The sequence below is a fragment of the Pedobacter alpinus genome (assembly GCF_042684645.1).
In the GTDB taxonomy this organism is placed as follows: Bacteria; Bacteroidota; Bacteroidia; order Sphingobacteriales; family Sphingobacteriaceae; genus Pseudopedobacter; species Pseudopedobacter alpinus.
Genome location: NZ_JBHULV010000029.1, coordinates 104,841 through 126,866, shown reverse-complemented (window position 1 = coordinate 126,866; position 22,026 = coordinate 104,841). Strand labels below are relative to the sequence as shown.

Here is a 22,026-nt window from a genome sequence, read left to right as displayed (position 1 = left end):
GTTTCGCAACTCAAAATTAGAATTATACAGGCCTTTTTTGTATATTATTTGTTCGGACAGTTATGATCCTATTATTAATATCTATAAATTTTATCTAAGAAAAATCTCATAGTTTATTTTCTTCTTTTTTATCAATGTACAAACGCTGAATAAGTACAATTAAAACAACCGTTAATGGCATGGAAAGTATCAAGCCCCAACTTCCAGTAAGTGAACCTAAAATAAGTTGTGAAGCTATAATTAATGCTGGCGAAATATTCACCATTTTTTTCTGAATCAGCGTTGTAATAAAATTACTCTCTATAAATTGAATTAGCATATACAACCCAACCACCCATAAAGCAGTTTGTGGAGACTGCATTAATGCCACTAAAACAGCAGGAATTAAAGCGAGGATTGGTCCAAAATTTGGTATAAAACTTAGTAAACCAGCCAGCAAAGCCAACACCAACCATAAAGGCATACCCATAATAGCTAAACCTATGGCTGTTAAAACAAAAACCACAAACATAGAAAGCATTGTTCCTTTAATCCAATTTCTTAATTGCTGCCCTAACGCTTGGAAAATTGTTTTTGCTTTATTTTTACCTTTTTCGGGTATAAGAGAAACAAAACCGCTAATGTAAGTATCTGGAGCTACTGTAATAAAAATTCCGATAAATAATATGACATATATATCGCCAAATACACCAAATGTTGAACTAAAAAATTTACCCGCAAAATCTTTCATCTTTTGGGCAGATTCATCAGAAGTGACCTCTTTTATTAGCTTATCTCCTACGGAACTTCCTTCAAGTTGTCTTTGAGCATTGCTGATAGTTTTAGGAATTGTCTCTGTCAATTCTTCTAGTTGCGTATTAATTTGCGCACCAACCAGCCAAAAGAAACCAACAATTAACAATAAGCTCCCTAAAATAGAAATCGAAACACAAACCTTTTTATTCCATTTACTTTTTCGGTGAATCAAACTACTTAATCCTGTAAAAAAAACAGCTATTAATATGCCTGCAAATATTAATAAGAAAACATTAAAAGTAGCCTCAAGAACGAGAAGTAAAATTAAACTAAGGGCCACAATTCCTACAGTAGCCCAAACTTTATTGGTATATATTCTTAATTCATTATTTGGTTCATTTTCTTTCATAATGTATTTTTAAATCCTAAATCGTATAATTTTAGTACAATAACAGGTCCATTGTTGTATTTATATACTAAAAACTGAATTCTTTTCATAAACTGAAAGAACTATTTAGGCACATAGCAAATAAATTACATGTAAAACCAATAAATACGCCCTTTATTTTGAAATAATTTTTAAGTTTGATTTGGTTCTGTTTTTTAATTAGTAGAAATGCAAAAAAGTATATTCAGAAAAAAATCAATCAATAAAATATTACAAGATAGTAAAGATGGTTATGGCGATGGAGAACATGCTTCTTTAAATAAAGTTTTAACCGTAAAAGATTTAACTTTTATGGGTATAGCTGCCGTTGTTGGTGCCGGAATTTTCTCTACCATAGGCGAAGCTTCATTTAACGGAGGTCCGGGAGTTAGTATTTTATTTATTTTAACAGCCATTACTTGTGGTTTTTCGGCATTATGCTATGCAGAATTTGCATCACGTATACCCGTTTCTGGTAGTGCTTACACTTATGCTTATGCTTCCTTTGGCGAATTAATAGCATGGATTATTGGTTGGGATTTATTAATGGAATATGCCATAGGTAATATTGCAGTTGCTATTTCTTGGAGCGGTTATTTTGTAAACCTTTTGAAGGGATTTAGTATCGAGATTCCCGCTTACTTGACACTTGATTATTTTAGTGCTTTTAAAGCAAGCGAAGAAGTTTTAGCTAATGGAGGTTCTTTAGAAGGATTGAGTGAAAGTGTAAAAAATGCAGCTTCTGCTTGGGCAACCGCCCCAACAATTGGCGGATTAAGGTTAATTGCTGATTTCCCTGCTTTAATTATAGTTTTTTTAATTACCGCTTTGGTTTATATTGGAATAAAAGAGACCAAAAGAGCCACCAATGCCATGGTTATTTTAAAAATTGTGGTGGTTTTGGCCGTTATAGTCATTGGTTTCTTTTATGTTACGCCAGCAAATTGGCACCCGTTTTTACCAAACGGTTTTTCGGGAATGATGAAAGGCGTATCGGGAGTTTTCTTTGCTTACATAGGTTTTGATGCCATCTCTACAACTGCTGAAGAATGCGAGAATCCTCAAAGAGATTTACCCCGAGGAATGATTTACTCTTTAGTAATATGCACCGTATTGTATATTTTAGTAGCATTAGTTTTAACTGGTATGGTTAATTATAGCGAGTTACAAGTTGCCGATCCTTTAGCTTTTGTTTTTGAAAGAGTAGGATTAAATAATATTAGTTACGTAATTTCTATAAGTGCTGTAATTGCAACTGCCAGTGTTTTATTGATTTTTCAGATGGGCCAACCGCGTATTTGGATGAGCATGAGCCGCGACGGTTTATTACCAAAAGCTTTCTCCAGAATTCATCCAAAATTTAAAACACCATCTTTTGCAACAATTGTTACTGGTTTTGTGGTAGCCATTCCGGCTTTATTTATGAACTTAACCGAGGTTACAGATTTAACCAGTATTGGGACTTTATTTGCTTTTGTTTTAGTTTGTAGTGGAGTATTGCTATTGCCACCAGATGAGAAAATTAACGATGGTAAAAAACGCTTTAGAATGCCATATATAAATGGCAAGTTTATAGTGCCTATTTTATTGATTATTGGTTTAGTTTTTTTCTACAAGGATTTAATAAATGTATTAGATTTTAGTTTAGGGTGGGATATTATAAAAGAAAGACTGCCGCTATACTTATTTTTGATATTGGCTTTTTATATTTCTGTACTCTCTTTCAAAAAAAATCTTTCGTTAATACCTGTATTAGGTTTATTAAGTTGTTCTTATTTGATGACTGAGTTGGGTTATACCAATTGGTTAAGATTTTTGCTTTGGTTAGCATTAGGACTGGTCATATATTTTGGTTATAGCTATAAGAATAGCAAGTTGAATAAAGCTTAAAAACTATTGATATTTTATAAAGGCTTTCCGTAAAGAAGGCCTTTGTTGTTTTTATAAGTTTTGCTTTTATTAGGGAGTTTGGAAACTCCAATATATGGTTTAATCCGAAGAGACGCTCCGCTTAACTCTCCAGACAGTTGATCAGAAGTGAAGTCGCACCTCATTTTCTTCAAAATAAATAACAATCAAAACGAAATTGAAATTATTAGAGTTTTACATCAAATGATGGATTTTGAGAATCAACTTTAGATAGTAAAAATCCAGTCTCACATACGAAAATTTAAACCTGACTGCTCTTTAAAAATCAATTTACATTAAGCTTAACAACCCCCATTTTATCCAACAAACATATCATCCGATAGCCAAAATCTACCTCGTACCATTTAATAGCATAGTTGGCTCTTCCTGGAAATTGGTGGTGGTTATTATGGTAACCTTCGCCCCAAAACAAAATATCGAGACGTAAAATATTTTTTGAAGTATTTTTAGATTCAAAATTTGTATAACCAAATTTATGAGCCCACCAGTTAATAGCTAAACCATGTACAGCACCTAATGCAAATGTAATAGGTAAAAAACAACCACATCCACCATTCTGTAACTACTAAAAAATAAATACCTACATAAACAGCTCCCCAAACAACTCTAGCAATCCAGTTGTGGGCAAATTTATCGAAAGAAACCCAATCAGGAAGATTTTTATGATATGCTTTGTCAACAACAGTATGCCCTTGATAAATATCATTATAGCTATTACGGGTCATTAATAAAAGCGTACCAATATTTTTACTATAACTTGGAGAGTGCGGATCTTCTGGAGTATCTGTATGTGCATGATGCAAACGATGTAATAAGCCGTAAGCTTTAGCACTGATATATGATGAACCTTGTGTTAAAAAGCAACCGATAAAGAAAAACTTTTCCCAACCTTTTGACATAGTAAACTGACTATGAGCTGCGTAACGATGATGAAATACTGATTGAAAGAATAATGATGAATACCAATGTATTACAAAGAAAATAAAGAATGACATTTAGAGAATTTAGTACCTGTGTAAGGTATGCTAATTAATTAGCATTAAATGTTTTTTTAGATTATCATTTAGGTTCTTAAGGTAAGAAGCTAGAAATCGATTGATTATTAGGGCTTAAACATTATTAAACTCTTTTTTTTTAACACAAAACTTAACTCCTACAGCATTTTTACTCATAAAAAAAGCTTATCAAAAAAATCTGATAAGCCTTTCCTAAATTAAAAATAAATAATTAATTACTTGTCCAAACGTTATTGCTCGAATTTGAATCTAACAAAACCTTATCAGGGTCAAAAGTGATAGATTTTATATTTTCTGTAGAAGGATATAAGAATGTCCAACTGGTGTTTCTAGCCCAAATTTCTACTGGTAATTTTATCGTTTCTTTTTTACCACTTGTTGTTTCTATTTGTAAAATAATTGGCAATGGCATTTTCTCTAAAGATGATAGCGTAATTAAAGCTCCATTTTTAGCGTCATCTTTAACGTATTTAACACCATCAACTGCTATGTCTGCTTTCCAATTGTTAACAAACCATCCTCTCCAAAACCATGATAAATCTTCGCCCGCTACATTCTCCATCGTTCTAAAAAAATCTGCTGGAGTTGGGTGTTTATAGGTCCAACGGTCTATGTAAGTTTTAAATGCTAAATCAAAACGCACTTCTCCTAAAACTTGCTCTCTCAAAAATGTTAAACCCACAGATGGTTTAAAATAACACAACGTCCCAATATGCGATTCTTTCATATTATCTGGACTGCTTATTACAGGCTCTAATAATGGGTTTGTTAAAAACCTCGCCATTCTGTGCATATCTGTTTTTTGTTTCGATTTATACTCTCCATTATTAAAAACATCATTTGTTAAGGTATTTATAAAAGTATTAAAACCCTCATCCATCCAAGCGTGTAACCTTTCATTAGAGCCTACCAACATAGGAAACCAATTGTGTCCAAACTCATGGTCTGTTACACCCCATAAACTGGCTTTTTTTGATTCCCAACTACAAAACACAATTCCCGGGTATTCCATTCCACCTTCATTACCGGCAACATTTGTTGCTGCTGGATAAGTATATTCTGACCATTTATTAGAATTAAGCTCTATTGAACTTTTCACATATTCTGTAGAACGAGACCATGCTACGTCTCCAGAACTTTCTACTGGGTAAGCAGAAATTGCTAAAGATTTTTTGCCACTTGGCAAGTTAATCTTAGCGGCATCAATTATAAAAGCTGGTGAAGATGCCCAAGCTACATCTCTGCTATTTTGCATTTTAAAATGCCAAGTTAAATTTGCTTTACCCGCTGGGCGAGAATTTGCATCCTTAACCTCGTTTGCGTTACGAATTAAAACAGTTGCATCACTTTTTTGAGCTGCTTCCCATCTTTTTACTTGTTCTGCTGTGTAAACTTCTTTTGGGTTTAACAATTCGCCAGAACTTACAACTATATGATTTGCGGGTGCTGTAATTTTAATATCAAAATCTCCGTACTCTAAATAAAACTCACTTGGACCAGTGTAAGGTGTTATATTCCAACCTGTAACATCGTCATAAACACTCATACGAGGGTACCATTGTGCTATGGTAAATATTTTACCGTTTTTAGTTTCTAAAACACCTGTTCTATCCGATCCATATTCTGGAGAGATAAAAGAAAAATCTATTTTTAGTTTTAATGATGCACCATTAGCTTTTAAATTCTCTGGCAAAAAAATCTGAATACGCGTATCAGTAATCAAATATTTTAAATTAACTGAGCTTGACTTACCATTTAAACTCAATAACTTAACTAAGCTCAATTTATGGCCACCATCAAACTTTTGACCACCGCTTCCATTACGGCTTCCACTTGGTGGGATAATCAGGTTTCCTCTTGCATCATCCTTAAACAAATTTTGATCTAAATTCATCCAAATAAACCCTAACTCATCCGGGCTGTTGTTGGTATAAGTTAAAATTTCTGTACCTGTAATTTTATGATCATCATTACTTAACTGGGCTGTTAACTCATAATCGGCTCTGTTTTGCCAGTATTGATGTCCGGGCATTCCACTTCCTGTACGATAGGTATTTCCGTTTTGGCTATAAAAATTAGGACCAAAAGCATCCTTATAATTGTAATTACTTTTTATAGTTTCAGACGATTTTTCTTGAGCAGAAATATTGAATGACCAAAATAAAGCTATAATGGTCAAAAATTTAATTTTGTACATATTTGAAATTTAGAAATATCTGTAAAGGTATTTATTTTAGAAAAAACGGAACAATTGCCATTTAATTGTTACTCAAAGTTACCGCTAAATGATGCTTTAGGTAAGTTGGGGTATATACGACTTTCGGCAGGTAGCTTAATATATTCGTTATAAGATTTAACAATGTAAGTTCTTAAATCTACATCGCTCATGCTACTAACTTGTGAATAGGTTGGGCGATAATATGACATAAAATCTTCTAATAACTGACCTCTAATTTTTGTTAGCTGTGTAACTAATGGCCTATTAAATTTTTGATCTATCAGTTTTTCATCAAGTTCTGTATCCATAAACTTCTGAAAAGCTCTTTTATCTTTTGATTGCTTGCTAAAAGCGTTTACTAAACTCACTTTACCATCTAAAGAAAGTACGTTTGTGGTAGCATAGGAATATGCTGATGAATAAGCAACTTTAACGTCTTCCGGTTTGTTAGTGGCTTTTGCACTTACTAAAACTTCATCTAAAACAATTAAGCTTGGCCGCATAAGCACTAGCTTAGGACGCATGTTTTCTAGAATCAAGGTATCACTCTCGTAACCGGGACAAGTAAAAACAATTAAATCGCCTAAATCTGCTTTTAAAGTAAAATCTCCTTTTTGCCCGCTATGGTCAACTTCTTTTTGAGTAAGGTTATTTACAAAAACAAGTTTTAATTTATTACGCGTATCTGCATCGTAGGCTGTACCAACAATAGTCATTTGAGCCTTTAATAAGAAAGGCAACAAAGTAAATAATATGATAAAAACCTTTTTCATGAGATTACAAAAATCTGCTATTATCCTTTAAATAGCAAACACTTAACATTTTTTAACTGAAATATTGCATTTTAAAGAAATAAGCCTTCATATTCTTTTTCGTCAAAACCAATTGTGTTTCCTTTATCAGATTCTATAACGGGTCTTTTGATGGCGCTGGTATTATCTAACATTAATTTTATTGCTGATTCTTGGTTCACAATTTCATTTTTTAGGGTTTCATCTAAATTACGATAGGTTAAACCCTTTTTGTTCAATACCTTTTCCCAACCAAATGCTGTGCTCCATTTTTGTAAATGTTGCTCATCAATTCCTGCTTTTTTATAATCATGAAAATCATAAGCTATATTATTTTCTTCAAAAAATGTTCTTGCTTTTTTTACTGAACCACAATTGGGGATGCCGTATATTGTTACTTTCATAAACGCTAATTTAATGGTTTTATAGAGGAATTTGAATAGTGGAAAGTCAAAATTGATAATTTTTATCAATTCCAAATTTCATTCATTTCTGTTAATATGATAGGCTTACCACCAGTAACAACAATGGTATGTTCATGCTGTGCCATAAAACCACCCTTGTTACCTACCATTGTCCAACCGTCTTGCAAAGTTTCTGCAATGGTAGATATTGTTGATATAAATGTTTCTATAGCTACAACAGAATTTTTCTTGAATCTGGTTATGTTGAAACGGTCTCTGTAGTTGGCTATTTCACTTGGCTCTTCGTGGAGACTTCTTCCTACGCCATGTCCAGTTAGGTTTTTAATGACTTTATAGCCTCTATTTTTAGCTTCTGTTTCCATTAAAAAACCAATATCTGAAATGCGTACTCCTCCTTTAATTTGGTAGATTGCCTTATGTAAAATTTCTTTGGAGGCTTCAATCAGTTTTTGGTGCTGGTTGACGTCATTCCCTATCACGAAAGAACCTCCGTTATCCGACCAGAAACCATCAAGTTCTGCTGAAACATCAATATTAATTAAATCACCTTCACTCAATATTCTTTTGTCTGAAGGAATTCCATGACAAAATTCGTTATTTAAACTGATGCAAGTGAAGCCTGGAAAACCATAAGTTAAAAACGGCGCAGATTTAGCACCCATATCTTTCAGAATTTCTCCTCCAAAATCATCCAAAGCTTTTGTGCTGATTCCTGGTTTTGCAAAAGCCCTCATTTCTTTCAAGGTATAAGCAACAGCTTCACTAGCCTTTTTCATTCCAAGTAATTCTGCCTCGTTTGTAATTGACATGTTTGTTTTTTAGTATGATTTTATAATTTTATTGAAAGTTCTAACTATCCACCAAAACTAAGTTTTACAATTTTTTAAAGTGTGGATATGCGAATTTCTTCAACGTCGTTTTCTACTTTTGAAATATAACCCCTATTAGTTCCACACTGATGTACCAGCTCTTATTTGACACTACAATTAAGTCGATTACTTATGATTTCTATTTATCGATCTCTATTTTTAAGATACATTTCCGGTGTAAATACCGCCAATTTACTATTTTGAAAATCTTTGATATTACGCGTCAATATTATTCTGATTGTTCCGTTATTTATGGCAGAAAAGTTTTGCAATGCGTCCTCAAAATCTTTAAAATTAGAATTAAGTGCATCAAGAACAATATTTTTATCCATTTCAAGAATATCAATTATAGAGATTAGCTGTTTTAATTTCTCTACAATAATTTCATGTTTAGAAACCCTTCTCAATAAATAATACACATTTGAAATTATTACTGGAGTTGCGTAACCTTTTATAGAATTATTTTCGCAAAGTGAAAATAATTCAGAAGCATGTTCAACAAATGGTTCTCTAGCAAAAAAGAAATCCATAATTACATCTGTATCAATTAAAACTTGATCCATTATAAATATTTTTCCTCTAAACGATTTCTCAATTCAGCTTTATAATCGAAATCTTTTGGTGCTTTAAATGAACCTTGTAAAGACATTACCACTGGTGATAACTTGATCAATTCTTTTTTTTCTTCTTTGATAAGCATTTTAAGGTAATTTTCTACTATATCTGATAAACTACGATTTTTCTGCTTTGCATACTCTTTTGCTTTTTGAATCAGTTCCTGTTCAATCGTAAGGGTTAGTTTAGTATTCATAATTTTAAGTTTCTAGAATATAAAAGTACAAATATCTTTTATGATACGTATAAAAAATATTATTTTGATACGTGTGTTCAATATTGTGTTTGAAGACATATAGCCATTGCTGAAAATTTAATCAATTCATTTTATAACCACTTTAGTAAGTACGTAAAAATAATTTCTATTAAATCTGACAAACCACAATTTTTCTGCTTCACATACTCTTTTCCTTTTTGAACGGGTTCCTATCTTTTGTTTTTCAGATTCCTTATCTTTTTTCTTAAATGTTAAAAAAACACTAATAATAAATACTATCGGATAAAGAAAACCTAAGAATTGCTTTCTAAATACAAAATTTTGAAAATCAAATTCTCTGAGCAATGCCATCCCTAAAATGAATGAAACAAGTGCAAAAAATATATTGAAGCCTATTTTATTTTTCACATCAATTGATGTCTGTTTAGTAAATCTATCATTGTTTAAATAAGAACTGGAAAAATCTAAAAAGTAATTTATAATAAAATAGATGCTTTTAGGTGATTTATCAGTTTTTGCTTGTCAGAAAATAGTTTAATTGCCCTAACTCAATATGCAATTCCCACCCAACCCTATTTATTAAAATTAGTCATTGTTAACTCAATACCAATGGTACAAAAAGCTTTAATCATATTAATAGATTTATCAATTAAAGCGGGTAATGCAGGTAATTCATCCTTATCAAAACCACTTAACACATAATCAACTTGGCGGCCTTTCGGGAAATTATCACTTACCCCAAAACGTAAACGGGCATATTCATTAGAACCTAATAAACCCTCTACACTTTTTAAACCATTATGCCCAGCGGCACTTCCCTTTGGCTTTATTTTAACAGACCCAAAAGGGATGGCTAAATCATCAACTACAATTAATACATTTTCAATCGGAATTTTCAACTCTTGCATCCAATGCTTAACGGCCTTACCACTTAAATTCATAAAAGTGGTGGGCTTTAATAAGCAAAGTGTACGTCCTTTATAATTTACTTCTGTATAATAAGCTAAACGCATATTTGTAAACTTTGCGCCTTCTTCTTTTACCAGTTGGTCTAACACCATAAAACCAATATTATGGCGGTTATCAGCATATTCTGGACCTATATTTCCTAATCCAACTATTAAATATTTCATCTTTTTCTTAAGGCTGATTTTAAAAAGGCATTCTCGCTAAAGGAGAAACATCCTGCCCAACAAAATCTTTTTCTAAAAACTTATAATAGCCTGCAATAGCTATCATGGCAGCATTATCTGTACAGTATTCAAATTTTGGGATAAAAACATTCCACCCGTGAGATTCTCTCATGGCTAACAATGTTTCTCTTAAACCAGAATTTGCCGATACGCCACCAGCAATTGCAATGTCTTTAATTTGATACTGTGTTGCTGCTTTTTTTAATTTATTCAATAAAATAGAAACTATTCTACTTTGTACAGATGCGCAAACATCATTTATGTTTTCTTGTAAAAAGTTAGGGTTTTCTTTTACATGATCTCTCACAAAATAAAGAATAGCCGTTTTTAATCCGCTAAAGCTAAAATTCAAACCTTGTATCTGTGGCTCCGGGAATTTATACTTATCGGGGTTACCTAATTTGGCGTTTTTATCTATTAAAGGACCGCCTGGGTAGGGTAAATCTAAAATTTTTGCTGTTTTATCAAAAGCCTCGCCAGCGGCATCATCTAATGTTTCGCCAACTATTTCCATATCAAAATAGTTTTTAACCAAAACAATTTGCGTATGCCCACCAGATACCGTTAAACATAAAAAAGGAAAAGTTGGTTTAGGTTCATCAATAAAATGTGCTAAAATATGCGCTTGCATATGGTTAACTTCAATTAACGGAATGCTATTTGCTAATGCAAACGCTTTAGAAAAGCATGTACCAACTAACAAAGAACCTAATAACCCTGGGCCTCTTGTAAAAGCTACTGCATCTATCTGTTTTTTGTTTATTTTCGCAGCGGTAATTGCTTGATGAACGGCAGGCACAATATTTTGTTGGTGTACCCTTGAGGCTAACTCTGGCACTACACCACCGTATTGTTCATGTATTGTTTGGTTTGCAATAATATTGGATACTATTTTACCGTCTACACAAATGGATGCCGAGGTTTCATCACATGAAGATTCTATTCCGAGAACAATTGACACAAATGAGGATTTTAATTAATAAAACACAAAAATATTAAAAAAGTATTCAAAATAACGCTTTATATCCTTGTTGTTGTCATATTATTGATAGCAGGCATTATTTTTTCTTTTCAATTTAAGCCGGTACAAACTTGGGCAGCAAAAAAGGCGGCATCTTATCTTTCTGATGAATTAAAAACCCGAGTAGAAATTAAAAGTATTTATTTAAAGCCATTTAAATCTTTGGTGTTAGAAGATTTATATGTACAAGATTTAGATAAAGACACCCTCATAAACGCCCCAAAATTAACAGTAGATATTTCTTATTTCTCCCCGTTTAAGGAAAGAAAAATAGCTTTAAATCAAATTACGTTAGAGCATACAAAATTTTATTTAAAAAGCTATAAAGACTCCACCACAAACCTCTCTTTTATTATCAATTATTTTGATGGCGGCGTGGTTGATACTACAGTAAAGAAAAAACCTTTTGATTTTGTAATCAGCAATGCAAAAATTAAAAACTTAGCTTTTAAATATAGAAACTACCGAAAAGCCGATACAACACTCAAAGGCGTTAATTATGATGACGTTTATGTTAGGAATTTATCGGCAGATATAAAAAACATAGATACTAAAAATTACATTCTAAAAGCTCAAATTAATAAGCTAAACTTTATAGAAAAAAGCGGTTTTGTGCTAAAAAACTTAACTGCTGCAACTACGATTGATGCAAATAATATTATTTTAGAAAACTTATACTTAAGAACCCCAAATAGTACGCTAAGAGATTATTTTAGCATGCGTTTTAATAATTATACAGATTTTGACGATGTTATAAATAAGGTAACATTAGAAGGGCATTTTAAGAACGCAAAAATATTTGCTGAAGACATTGCATTTTTTGCCCCACAAATAGATTATATGAAGTTGCATTTATATGTAACTGGCCAAATAAAAGGCAAAGTAAATAATTTGAGAGCCAAAGATTTGACTATTAAAGCTGGTAAAGCAACTTACATTAAAGGAGATTTTGAAGTAAAAGGATTGCCAGAAATTAAAAACACATTTTTAAACTTAAATTTTAAACAAATTTATAGCAACAAGGCCGATGTTGATGATATTGTAGAAAAACTTACTGGCAGCACTAAAAATACCTTACCTAGTGTAATTAATAAATTTGGAAATATAAATTTTGAAGGCCAGTTTACTGGTTTTATAAACGATTTTATTGCTTATGGTAATTTTAAGACAAAGTTAGGTCAGGTAAAATCTGATGTTAACATGAAAATAGATAGATTTAATATCCCATCATACAGTGGTAAAGTACAGGCAATAGATTTTAATTTAGGAGAACTGCTTGATGAACCTTTAGTAAAAAGAACATCTTTTGTGGCTAATGTTAATGGAAGAGGATTTGAAATTGAAAACTTAACCGAAAAAATTGTAGCGAAAGCAACCTATTTTGAATTTAAAAATTATAGCTATAGAAATATTGATATTAATGGCACCATTAATAAACAAATATTTAATGGTAAACTTAAAATTGATGATAAAAACTTAAAATTAGATTTTAACGGAAAAGCCAATTTAAACCCTACTTTACCTGAGTTTAATTTTATAGCTACTATTAAAGACGCCCGACTCCACAAGTTAAATTTATCTAAAGATACTGTAGTTATTGATGCTGATTTGAGAACCAATTTTACAGGGAATAATTTAAGTAATATTCAAGGTGAGTTTGGTCTTAAAAATGTGAGATTAACCAATACAGAAAAATCTGTGATTATAGATTCTGTATTATTGAAAGCAGATGGCATTGGTAAAGAGAGGTTATTGGCTTTAACATCAAACGTTGGGGATGCATCAATTAAAGGCGAATATGATTTAAATACTCTTCCATCGGCATTCAAAACCATTGTTAAAAAGTACATCCCATCTTACCAAGCTAATATTGTAAAGTCTAAAAACCAAAATTTTGAGTTTAGAGTTGATTTAAAAAACTTCGATTATTTATCGAGCTTGTTTATTCCTGAACTTAAAATACCAGAACGTGGTGCTTTGTTTGGTAAATTTAATTCAGAAAAAGATTCTGTAACAATAAATGGATTTATTAAAACGCTTACTTACTCAGGTAAAACTTTCAGTAATATCATTATAGATCAAACCACGAATAACAGATCTATGGAGGCCATTATTTCTATGGATAAACTTGAATTATCTGAAGGTGGTTTATTTGTGCAAAACATTATTATACAAAACACTTTAAGAAACGACAGCTTAACATTTAACGTTAAACTTTCAGATAAAGATGCCATAAACCAACTCGATTTATACGGTTTAGTTGAATTTGGAACAGATACACTTGCAAAAGTTAGCTTGTTACCATCTGATGTAATTATAGATAATCAGATATGGAAGATTCAAGACAAAGTGCGTATTAAATTTGAAAACAACCGAACCTTGATTGAAAGTTTTGAGCTTTCTAGCAACAACCAATTAATTGCGATAAATGGAGCAATTTCTAAAAACGAGAGTGATGGATTAGAAGTGGTTATAGAAAATCTTAGAATGAGTTCTCTAAGTCAACTTACTAAAGCTTATGGTGTAAATTTAAGTGGAATTATGAGTGGCACAGCCAACCTCTCTGCAATATTAGCAACTCCAAATATAAAATCAGACATTAACATAGATTCTTTAAAATATAACGATACGCCAATTGGAGATTTAAAAACCAGCTCGGTTTATAATAATGCCACCCATAAAATTGATGTAGATGCTACTATTTTTAAAAGTGGGAGTAAAACTATGGATGTAAAAGGTAATATTGACATAAATAGCGAAACAGATAATTTTAATTTAGAAGTAGTATTAGATAAAACAGAACTAATTATTGTAGAACCATTTGTAAAAACTTTAGTCTCTAAACTTAAAGGGCAAATTAGCTCTAATTTAAAAGTATCAGGAAGGTTTGATAATCCTAAAATTAACGGCAATGTTGGTTTTATTAATACTGGTTTGGTAGTAAATTATCTAAAAACTGCCTATACGTTTACCCATAATGTTGAGATAGAAAATAGTATCATAAAAATTAACAACTTAACACTTAATGATATTAACGGAAACAAAGCTATAGCTAATGGAACTGTTGATATGCGCTTGCCCAATAATCCTACTATAAATGTGGTTTTAAATGCAACCAATTTTATGGGTTTAAATACTACCGCTAAAGATAATCCGATTTACTACGGCACTGCATTTGGTACCGGCGAATTTAGTTTTAATGGCCCAACGGATGCCATGAAAATTGTTATTAAAGCCAAAACAGAAGAAGGAACAGAGTTTACAATCCCTTTAAACGGAGCATCCACAATTAACAATAACGATTTTATAGTTTACGTTGCAAAAGACTCTACATTAAATAAAAAGCAAACAGAAAACTATTTTAATGGTTTAACCATGGAGTTTGAACTTAGTGTTGATGAAGGCTCCACAGCTAATATTTTAACAGAAGTTGGTAATTTAACCGGAAAAGGTACAGCGCAATTAAATTTAAAAATTACCAGTTTAGGCGATTTTGAAATGAAAGGTGATTACGCTATAACTGAAGGTCAGTTTGATTTTACTGCTAATAATTTAATTAATAAAACCTTTGATATAAGAAAGGGAGGAACCATTAGATGGACAGGAAACCCATCTGATGCCGACATAAATTTGAATGCGGTATATAGCACAAGAGCTTCATTAAGTCCGCTTTATGCTGCCGCAGGTAGAACCTTACCTGATAGAGACCAAAATTTGAGAGTTTTAGCCGAGGCAGAAATGTTGCTTAAAGGCTCACTATTAAACCCACAAATAGATTTTAACTTAAATTTCCCAAACAATTCTGGTTATAAAACAGAGCTTCAAGGATATTTAGATGATAAAGACAATGAGGCCCAACAGGTAATTAATTTAGTAGTAAGAAACAGCTTTAATGGTAACTCAAGTGCTGGTATAGGTTTAGATAATCAAACCTTAATTGGCTCTGGTTTAGAACTTGGTTTTAGTAAACTCCAAAACATTGTCTCGCAGACTCTAGGGGTTAAAAATTTAGATTTTAACATTCGCTCTTTAAGTGAATTTGGTATTGGTTATAGCTTTTTTGATAACCGTTTAAAAGTATCAGGCAATTTTGTAAATAACAACTTTAACGATAACTTTTTTAACGATAACGTTTTCAATTCTTCTTTTAATGATTTAACCAGAGACGCACAAATGACTTATGACATTAAGAAAGATGGAAGTTTTGTAGGTAAAATTTTTAACAGACCGTCTAACAGAGATTTTTTTAACTTAAATAGCGATATATATACCAACGGTGTAGGTTTGGTTTATGTACAGGAGTATGATACTTTTGATGAATTTTTGAAAAACACTTTTGGCAGAGGCAAGAAAAAAACAGAAGAAGAACAAAAAGAAGAATCTGAAGGTAGATCTAAAACGCAACAAACACCAATAATTTACGCTCCAAAAGAAGATGATTAAGTTATATAAAGCTGTAAATTAAAAAAACCTGCTTGAATTTAAACAAGCAGGTTTTTTAATGATATGTATTTTTGAAATAAAATTATGCTTTGCTCATTATAGAATGTCCCATTTTATCCCTTTTGGTCTTCAAATATAATTCATTGTGTTGGTTAGAATCTATTTCAATAGCAACATTTTCTACCACTTCTAAACCGTAACCAATTAATCCAGCTCTTTTAGTAGGGTTGTTGGTCATTAAGCGCATTTTTCTAACTCCTAAACTTCTCAAAATTTGAGCTCCTACACCATAATCTCTTTCGTCCATTTTAAACCCTAAAGCTAAATTAGCTTCAACAGTATCCATTCCATTTTCTTGCAGGTTATACGCTTTTAATTTGTTTATCAAACCTATCCCTCTACCCTCTTGGTTCATATAAATAATTAAACCTTTCCCCTCTTTCTCTATCATTTCCATAGATTTATGTAATTGAGGGCCACAATCGCATCTGCATGAGCCAAAAATATCACCTGTAATACAAGAACTATGTACTCTAACTAAAACAGGTTCATCTTTTTCCCAAGTTCCCTTTATTAAAGCAATATGATTTTCTTGGGTATTTACTTGTGTAAAGGCTGCCATTTCAAAATCGCCCCATTCTGTAGGAAGCTTAACAGAAACTTCTTGCTTAATTAAAGACTCCGTTTTTAAACGGTACGAGATTAAATCTTCGATAGAAACAATTTTCATGTCTAACTCTTTTGCCATTACCAACAGTTCGGGCAAACGAGCCATTTCACCTTCCTTATTCATAATCTCGCAGATTACTCCTGCAGGTTCCAATCCGGCTAGTAGCGGAAAATCTATTGCAGCTTCTGTGTGTCCAGACCTCCTTAAAACCCCTCCATTTTTAGCAATTAACGGAAAAATATGCCCTGGTCTTCCTAAATCTGTTGATTTTGTTGCGGGGTCTATTAATGCTATCACTGTTTTAGATCTATCAGAAGCAGAAATACCCGTTGTACAACCATTGCCAATTAAATCTACAGATACCGTAAAGTTAGTTTCAAAAGTTGCAGTATTTTGCCCAACCATTAATTCTAAATCTAACTCGGCACATCTTTGCTGAGTTAAAGGCACACAAATTAAACCCCTACCTTGGGTAGCCATAAAATTTATAATCTCTGGTGTTACCTTACTTGCGGCAACCAAAAAATCACCTTCATTCTCACGGTCTTCGTCATCAACTACAATAATAACTTTCCCGGCTTTTATATCCTCTATTGCTTCTTCTATTGTGTTTAGCATATTAATTTTATTGCTTTAAAACCCCTCTAATTCTATCAAATCAATTTTGAAACTTAAGCTTTTAAAATAGCTTTGTCTATTTCTATAATTGAGATGCAAATTTAATTAATTTATTGTTGTGCTTTTTTCTTATCAGTCAAACTGATGCAATAAAAGTTAAGGCTACTAATTAGATATTTACCTATACTTTTAATGCTATTAATTGAGAACCTTTTTAACTTGATTTAGTTTTACGAAATATTTTTTTGAAGAAATTTTTATAAAAATCCACGTCAAACAAAGCAGAATCTACAGTGGCCTTGTAGGTTAAAAATAAACCTATTGGTGTGAGTACAAATATGGCCATCCACATACCCCAAACTGGGTCCATGTTTCCTACTTTAACAGATTTCTCGCCTACGGTGCTAATAATATGATAAATTAAAAAGAATAAAACCGATACAACAACAGGTAAACCTAAACCGCCTTTTCTAATAATAGCACCTAAAGGAGCACCAATAAAAAACAAAACTAAACAAGAAACCGCAAGTGTAAATTTTCTGTTATATTCTATTCTGTAGCGTCTTATTACATCTGTTTTTTCTCCTTTTTGGATTATTGCTTCGTTAATGCTTTCTTTAATTGTTCTAATATTATCCTTAGCTCCAGAAAAAACTGACTCTCTTTTAATACTATCAATCCCGGCCAAAACCCCATCCTTTTTAAAGGTTATATTTTTTATAGTCTTAGCAATCCTATAATTTTGAGTGGCATAAAAAATTTTGTGGTATGGAGCTATTGATTTAAAAACATTTTTAGAAATACTATCACTTAAATGCGTCACCGAATCTTTGTAAACTAATAATTGTTTAATGTTTAGCATTTGATAGTTTCCTTTAAAAAGATTTTCATCCTCTCTTTTAAATTGAAAACTCGATAAATCAAATTTTTGCTCAGTTTCTTTAAATCTTAATCGGGTAAGTTCCTGGCGAGGGTTATAACCGGTTTTTCCTGTATTTTCTTCATACCTTACCCCATCTTTTAAGCGTAAAATCAGAAAGTTTCCGTCATCTGTTTTATACATCTCGCCCTCTTTTGCCATTAAAATATTGGTATTTCCTTGGCCTTTAGTTTGGTCGTATATTACAATGTCTTTAAGTATTTGCCCATCATTTTCCTTTTTTTCGACCCTTATAGAATAGCCTGGAATACTATTATTAAATACGCCTTCTTCTATTAAAAAAGCTGCTTTTTGTTCTCTAACATCATAAAGTAATGCGCCCATTTTAAGGTTAGCAATTGGCAGCATATAATCAGAAAAAAGAAATGCACCAATGCCTAAAAAAGTTACCAAAATAAACAATGGGGCCATTGCCTTTTGTAAAGAAATTCCAGCAGATTTTATAGCAACCAGCTCATAGTTTTCGCCAAGGTTGCCAAATGTCATTATTGAAGAAAGTAAAATGGCTAAGGGCAAAGCCATTGCTACATTGGTAGCAGCGGCATACATTAATAGTTTTAAAATCACATACCATTCAAAACCTTTACCAATTAAATCATCAATGTATTTAAATAAAAATAACATTAACAATAAAAACATCACTATAAAAAAAGTGACAATAAAAGGTCTAATAAATGCTTTTAAAACTAAAAGATGTACTTTTTTCACGCTACAAAAATAGCAAAATTATGCGCCAATTACATTAAGGAGGGTATCAATTTGAATATCCCAAATTGCTTGGCGTTCTTTTAAGTTTTCTGGCAATGCAAAATCAGTTACCATTAAAGCTACATCATTTGTAAGCTCATCTTTAATTATTTCGAACTCAAAATAAGTGTAGGGTTCGTCATCTAATAAATGAAATTTAACCAATTTGTTTTCTTTTATTGATAATAGCTTGGCTTTCTGCTCTTCACCGTCATCCCAAATAAAGGTATAAACATGATCTTTTATTTTAACATTATCTGCAAACCATTCCGACAATCCATTTGGTTCACTAATGAAGCTAAACAAAATTTTCGAAGATGATCTTATTTCGTATTCTAATGTAAATTTTACCTTTTCGCTCATGAGCTTTTACTAAATTTAAGAAATGTAATATGCGATTTAATTTTTGAAATTCATTTTTTAAATAAAAGTATTTTAAAATTAAACTAAACTTATTTTCTTAATAATTATGCCTTCAACAAAAAATTATTAGTTAAACTATTTTATATCATTAGTGATATAAACAATAGCCTTAAAAAGTTAAGATTTTGAAAATCAGAATTTTACATAAAAATAAAATAATTTTCAATATTCTTTTTAAAACGAAAGCAAATTACGCTATATTTGCAACCTCAAATAAAAATGACCCAGCGATTAACCTAAATGGTTAAAGCGCAAGATTCATATCCGCCAGCGGGCGGACTGCAGAAGAAAATTGAAATTATTAATATAAAACCCACGGCGGGGTAGCTCAGATGGTTAGAGCGCAGGATTCATAACCCTGAGGTCGGCAGTTCGATCCTGCTCCCCGCTACTAAAGCTTCTACATTGTAGAGGCTTTTTTTGTTTATACTCAACAACATCCTATGTTTACAGTTTATGTTTTGTATTCAATTAACTATCAAAAAATCTATATAGGATTTACTTCTGATTTAGAACAAAGACTGATTTCTCATAATATTTTAGGCACTAAAGGTTATACATTAAAATACAGACCTTGGGAAGTTATTCATACAGAAACTTTCGAAATAAAAACTGATGCGCTTAAAAGGGAAAAACAATTGAAAACAGCCAAAGGAAGAGCCTTTATATGGGAAATGATAAATATAGGTTAGAACTCAGAATTCATATACGCCAGCAGGCGGACGGAGTTCGATCCTGCTCCCCGCTACATAGCCTCGGCAATGTAGAGGCTTCTTTTGGTTTATCTTTTAAAAATCAAAATCTCAACCTTATTCCTTTAAACAAAGTATTTTTAATATCATTGTTTTAAATTAGAATGATATCACATATAAATGGAAAAAAAATCTGAGGCACCTGTTTTCTTTTGCATACCAGATATAACAGGGTTTACAAAGTTTATCACTTCAACAAAACATCCAGATTTTGCGCATAAAGTAATTAGCAATGTTTTAAATAATGTGATTAGTGCTAATATTTTAGGCTTAAGTGTTGCAGAAATTGAAGGTGATGCAGTTTTTTTTTACAAAACTGGCAGGTTGCCGGCGGTAAATAAAGTTGCTAAACAGTGCCAGTTAATATATCATACATTTTTAGATACCATTGCTGCTTTTGAGCAAACAGACCCTGAATTATACCATCTTTATCTTTCTAAAAATCAACTGGGTATTAAAATAGTTATCCATCACGGGCACATTATGCTTACAAAAATTAAGGGCCGCACCAAACTAATGGGTGAAGATGTGATTTTAGTCCATAAATTACTTAAAAACAGCATCATTGATCCTTGCTATATATTACTCACCAATAAATATATTGAAAAGTTAAAAGATAAAAAAGTTGTTAAAACTTGGTTTAATTGGGAAAACGTTAAAAAAGGAAAAGATAAATACGAACATTTTGGATTAACGCACTATTCTTACATATCCTTAATTGACTGTAAATCTGTTAAAATGAATATATAATTATACCTATAAAACCAACAGCACAAAGAATTAAACCAGTCATAAAAATATTATAAGACCAAGTTAACAATTTGTATTTTTTCACCAAAACACCTCCTAAATGATAAATATCAACAGACATACTATCATACAATTCGTCTTTTTGGTCTTTCAACTCCCTTACATGATCCACAAATTGCTTAAGTTGTAGTTGGGCAAAATTTCCAAAAAATAATATACTGCTACTTTTGTTGTCAAGCTCATATTTCTCTTTGGTGGTAACATTTGGGCGGGCAGATAAGATTGCAAATGTTACAGAAATTAAACTACTAATTACCAGTAACAGCATTGGAAAAACAAACCTCATGTGTTGAAAGCCTTCAGAATCTGCAAATGTGTAGCCCGAACCAAATAATGTAATGATAACAGATACAACAATCGTATTTATACTTATCATAATATTTGCTTTTTGGTCTGCCATTGAACTCAAATTCATGTGGTAACCATAAACAGAACGGTACAAGGTTTCAATTCCTCTGCCTTCTTTGTTAAGTTTAGCAGTAGTAGATTTTTCTTTTAACTGTAGCTTATACTGGTCACTTTTAGCCTTTTCAACTACTTCCCTTTGCTTCTTAATGTTACTTTCTCTTCTGCCACCATACTCGGCAACAGCTTTGCTAGTTTTAAATTTTTTGGAAATTAAAAAATCTAACTGCAGTTCAGCCCATTCTAAATCATTGTAAGTTTTTTTATTAACTTTTTCCCATTCGCATCTCAGTAATTCAGCTCTTTTATCAAATTTCTTTTTGCCTATGTTAACATAATCGGCATCATGCAAAATTTCTTCTAACAAATTTGCTTGGTTTTCACCATACTTGGTGCTTAATATCAAGGTTTTAATTTTATCAAACTTTTCTTTGTTTTCATTTTTAGAAAAATAAGCTAACATAATATTGGCGCTTTCTTCTTCGTGGTTTTTATAGTCTTTGGTGTAACCAGTATCGTGAAACCATGCAGCTATCGTTAAATTTTCTTTATCATCAGCACTTAAATTGTAACTTTCACCTAATAATTTTACTGCTTCTACGGTTTGTAACGTATGGTTAAAGTTGTGATAAACACAATTATCTGGAAGTTTTTCTTTAAATAACTCAAAAATGTGTGCTTCTACTTCTTTTTCAGAATATAAATTATCCATATATTATTTTTTTCAATTTACTAAAAATGTGCGAATGGTATAAGTTTTGA

General features: G+C 31.7%; 21 protein-coding genes and 1 tRNA gene. 6 read left to right on the top strand and 16 right to left on the bottom strand.

All coding sequences use genetic code 11. The annotated features are described in order from the left end of the window. Window positions 1-106: 106 nt before the first annotated feature. Window positions 107-1,144 carry an AI-2E family transporter gene (locus ACFSSE_RS10465; protein WP_379041478.1) on the bottom strand — a complete coding sequence of 346 codons (1,038 nt, stop codon included), beginning with the start codon at window positions 1,142-1,144 and terminating at the stop codon, window positions 107-109. Window positions 1,145-1,351: 207 nt separating this feature from the next. Between ACFSSE_RS10465 and ACFSSE_RS10460 the strand changes: the two genes are divergently transcribed. Together ACFSSE_RS10460 and ACFSSE_RS10455 are read left to right on the top strand one after the other, a co-directional pair. After that, window positions 1,352-3,052 (top strand): APC family permease, encoded by a 1,701-nt coding sequence (locus ACFSSE_RS10460; protein WP_379041476.1) that lies wholly within the window; start codon window positions 1,352-1,354, stop codon window positions 3,050-3,052. A 147-nt stretch (window positions 3,053-3,199) separates the two neighbouring features. Continuing rightward, the gene (locus ACFSSE_RS10455) at window positions 3,200-3,301 is read left to right on the top strand and encodes a hypothetical protein (RefSeq protein ID WP_379041474.1); all 102 of its coding nucleotides are present in this window, start codon (window positions 3,200-3,202) and stop codon (window positions 3,299-3,301) included. Window positions 3,302-3,356: 55 nt separating this feature from the next. Here ACFSSE_RS10455 and ACFSSE_RS10450 read toward each other — a convergent pair whose 3' ends face one another. The 11 genes from ACFSSE_RS10450 to tsaD form a co-directional block, all read right to left on the bottom strand. Then, window positions 3,357-3,584 carry a hypothetical protein gene (locus ACFSSE_RS10450; protein ID WP_379041480.1) on the bottom strand — a complete coding sequence of 76 codons (228 nt, stop codon included), beginning with the start codon at window positions 3,582-3,584 and terminating at the stop codon, window positions 3,357-3,359. Further along, on the bottom strand, window positions 3,580-4,086 hold the full coding sequence (locus ACFSSE_RS10445) for a hypothetical protein (RefSeq protein WP_379041472.1): 507 nt from the start codon (window positions 4,084-4,086) through the stop codon (window positions 3,580-3,582). Before ACFSSE_RS10445 ends, ACFSSE_RS10450 begins: the two co-directional genes overlap by 5 nt. Window positions 4,087-4,318: 232 nt before the next feature. Continuing rightward, on the bottom strand, window positions 4,319-6,304 hold the full coding sequence (locus ACFSSE_RS10440; RefSeq protein WP_379041470.1) for a M1 family metallopeptidase: 1,986 nt from the start codon (window positions 6,302-6,304) through the stop codon (window positions 4,319-4,321). 68 nt (window positions 6,305-6,372) lie between these two features. Then, the gene (locus ACFSSE_RS10435; RefSeq protein ID WP_379041469.1) at window positions 6,373-7,098 is read right to left on the bottom strand and encodes a hypothetical protein; all 726 of its coding nucleotides are present in this window, start codon (window positions 7,096-7,098) and stop codon (window positions 6,373-6,375) included. Window positions 7,099-7,169: 71 nt separating this feature from the next. Then, window positions 7,170-7,520, bottom strand: coding sequence for an arsenate reductase (locus ACFSSE_RS10430; protein WP_379041467.1), 351 nt, complete (start codon window positions 7,518-7,520; stop codon window positions 7,170-7,172). Window positions 7,521-7,585: 65 nt separating this feature from the next. Next, window positions 7,586-8,350, bottom strand: a complete 765-nt coding sequence (gene map / locus ACFSSE_RS10425; protein WP_379041465.1) for a type I methionyl aminopeptidase — start codon at window positions 8,348-8,350, stop codon at window positions 7,586-7,588. A 203-nt stretch (window positions 8,351-8,553) separates the two neighbouring features. Next, window positions 8,554-8,973 carry a type II toxin-antitoxin system VapC family toxin gene (locus tag ACFSSE_RS10420; protein ID WP_379041463.1) on the bottom strand — a complete coding sequence of 140 codons (420 nt, stop codon included), beginning with the start codon at window positions 8,971-8,973 and terminating at the stop codon, window positions 8,554-8,556. Further along, window positions 8,973-9,221 (bottom strand): DUF6364 family protein, encoded by a 249-nt coding sequence (locus ACFSSE_RS10415; RefSeq protein WP_379041461.1) that lies wholly within the window; start codon window positions 9,219-9,221, stop codon window positions 8,973-8,975. Before ACFSSE_RS10415 ends, ACFSSE_RS10420 begins: the two co-directional genes overlap by 1 nt. Before the next feature lie 126 nt (window positions 9,222-9,347). Continuing rightward, a complete protein-coding gene (locus ACFSSE_RS10410; RefSeq protein ID WP_379041459.1) occupies window positions 9,348-9,650 on the bottom strand; it encodes a hypothetical protein in 303 nt (100 codons plus the stop codon). 164 nt (window positions 9,651-9,814) lie between these two features. Further along, window positions 9,815-10,375 carry an aminoacyl-tRNA hydrolase gene (gene pth, locus ACFSSE_RS10405; protein ID WP_379041457.1) on the bottom strand — a complete coding sequence of 187 codons (561 nt, stop codon included), beginning with the start codon at window positions 10,373-10,375 and terminating at the stop codon, window positions 9,815-9,817. Window positions 10,376-10,394: 19 nt separating this feature from the next. After that, window positions 10,395-11,396, bottom strand: coding sequence for a tRNA (adenosine(37)-N6)-threonylcarbamoyltransferase complex transferase subunit TsaD (tsaD, locus tag ACFSSE_RS10400; RefSeq protein ID WP_379041455.1), 1,002 nt, complete (start codon window positions 11,394-11,396; stop codon window positions 10,395-10,397). An 84-nt stretch (window positions 11,397-11,480) separates the two neighbouring features. On the opposite strand from tsaD, the gene ACFSSE_RS10395 reads away from it, so the two are divergent. Next, entirely contained in the window at window positions 11,481-15,899 is a 4,419-nt protein-coding gene (locus ACFSSE_RS10395) for a translocation/assembly module TamB domain-containing protein (protein WP_379041453.1), read from the top strand. Between the two features lie 82 nt (window positions 15,900-15,981). Here ACFSSE_RS10395 and ACFSSE_RS10390 read toward each other — a convergent pair whose 3' ends face one another. The 3 genes from ACFSSE_RS10390 to ACFSSE_RS10380 form a co-directional block, all read right to left on the bottom strand. Next, the gene (locus tag ACFSSE_RS10390) at window positions 15,982-17,187 is read right to left on the bottom strand and encodes a bifunctional 3,4-dihydroxy-2-butanone-4-phosphate synthase/GTP cyclohydrolase II (RefSeq protein WP_379041451.1); all 1,206 of its coding nucleotides are present in this window, start codon (window positions 17,185-17,187) and stop codon (window positions 15,982-15,984) included. Between the two features lie 214 nt (window positions 17,188-17,401). Then, window positions 17,402-18,835 (bottom strand): LptF/LptG family permease, encoded by a 1,434-nt coding sequence (locus tag ACFSSE_RS10385; RefSeq protein WP_379041449.1) that lies wholly within the window; start codon window positions 18,833-18,835, stop codon window positions 17,402-17,404. An 18-nt stretch (window positions 18,836-18,853) separates the two neighbouring features. After that, window positions 18,854-19,237, bottom strand: coding sequence for an START-like domain-containing protein (locus ACFSSE_RS10380; protein ID WP_379041447.1), 384 nt, complete (start codon window positions 19,235-19,237; stop codon window positions 18,854-18,856). A 377-nt stretch (window positions 19,238-19,614) separates the two neighbouring features. Here ACFSSE_RS10380 and ACFSSE_RS10375 point away from each other — a divergent pair. The 3 genes from ACFSSE_RS10375 (at window position 19,615) to ACFSSE_RS10365 (ending at window position 20,799) form a co-directional block, all read left to right on the top strand. Then, a tRNA-Met gene (locus tag ACFSSE_RS10375) sits at window positions 19,615-19,688 on the top strand. A gap of 52 nt (window positions 19,689-19,740) precedes the next feature. Next, complete coding sequence (locus tag ACFSSE_RS10370) at window positions 19,741-19,989, top strand: GIY-YIG nuclease family protein (protein ID WP_379041445.1); 249 nt, start codon at window positions 19,741-19,743, stop codon at window positions 19,987-19,989. Between the two features lie 180 nt (window positions 19,990-20,169). After that, a complete protein-coding gene (locus tag ACFSSE_RS10365; protein WP_379041443.1) occupies window positions 20,170-20,799 on the top strand; it encodes a DUF2652 domain-containing protein in 630 nt (209 codons plus the stop codon). Here the strand turns inward: ACFSSE_RS10365 and ACFSSE_RS10360 are convergent. Next, the gene (locus ACFSSE_RS10360; RefSeq protein WP_379041441.1) at window positions 20,783-21,976 is read right to left on the bottom strand and encodes a Pycsar system effector family protein; all 1,194 of its coding nucleotides are present in this window, start codon (window positions 21,974-21,976) and stop codon (window positions 20,783-20,785) included. The two genes, ACFSSE_RS10365 and ACFSSE_RS10360, sit on opposite strands and share 17 nt — an antisense overlap. Window positions 21,977-22,026: the final 50 nt, after the last annotated feature.